This is a genomic window from Novosphingobium huizhouense, assembly GCF_020179475.1.
Lineage (GTDB): Bacteria > Pseudomonadota > Alphaproteobacteria > Sphingomonadales > Sphingomonadaceae > Novosphingobium > Novosphingobium huizhouense.
Window position 1 is genome coordinate 1 of record NZ_JAILXZ010000042.1, and the last position, 283, is coordinate 283.

Sequence of the window (283 nt, forward strand, 5' to 3'; positions counted from 1 at the left end):
CACGGGTGGCGGTGTTGCCTATAACCGTGATGATTACGAGCGTATCGTGCGCTCGGGGCTGGATGCCTCGCCTGTGGCGCAGGTCCTGATCGACGAAAGCCTGCTGGGCTGGAAGGAATACGAGATGGAGGTCGTGCGCGATCGCGCCGACAACGCCATCATCGTCTGCTCGATCGAGAATGTCGATCCGATGGGCGTGCATACAGGCGATTCGATCACTGTTGCCCCGGCGCTGACCCTGACCGATCGTGAATACCAGATCATGCGCAATGGCAGCATCGCC

At 60.4% G+C, this 283-nt stretch carries 1 protein-coding gene; it reads left to right on the top strand.

What is annotated here, in order from left to right:
• Positions 1–283: ATP-binding protein (locus K3A85_RS17900; RefSeq protein ID WP_225207869.1), on the top strand; the 283-nt coding region annotated here is incomplete at both ends.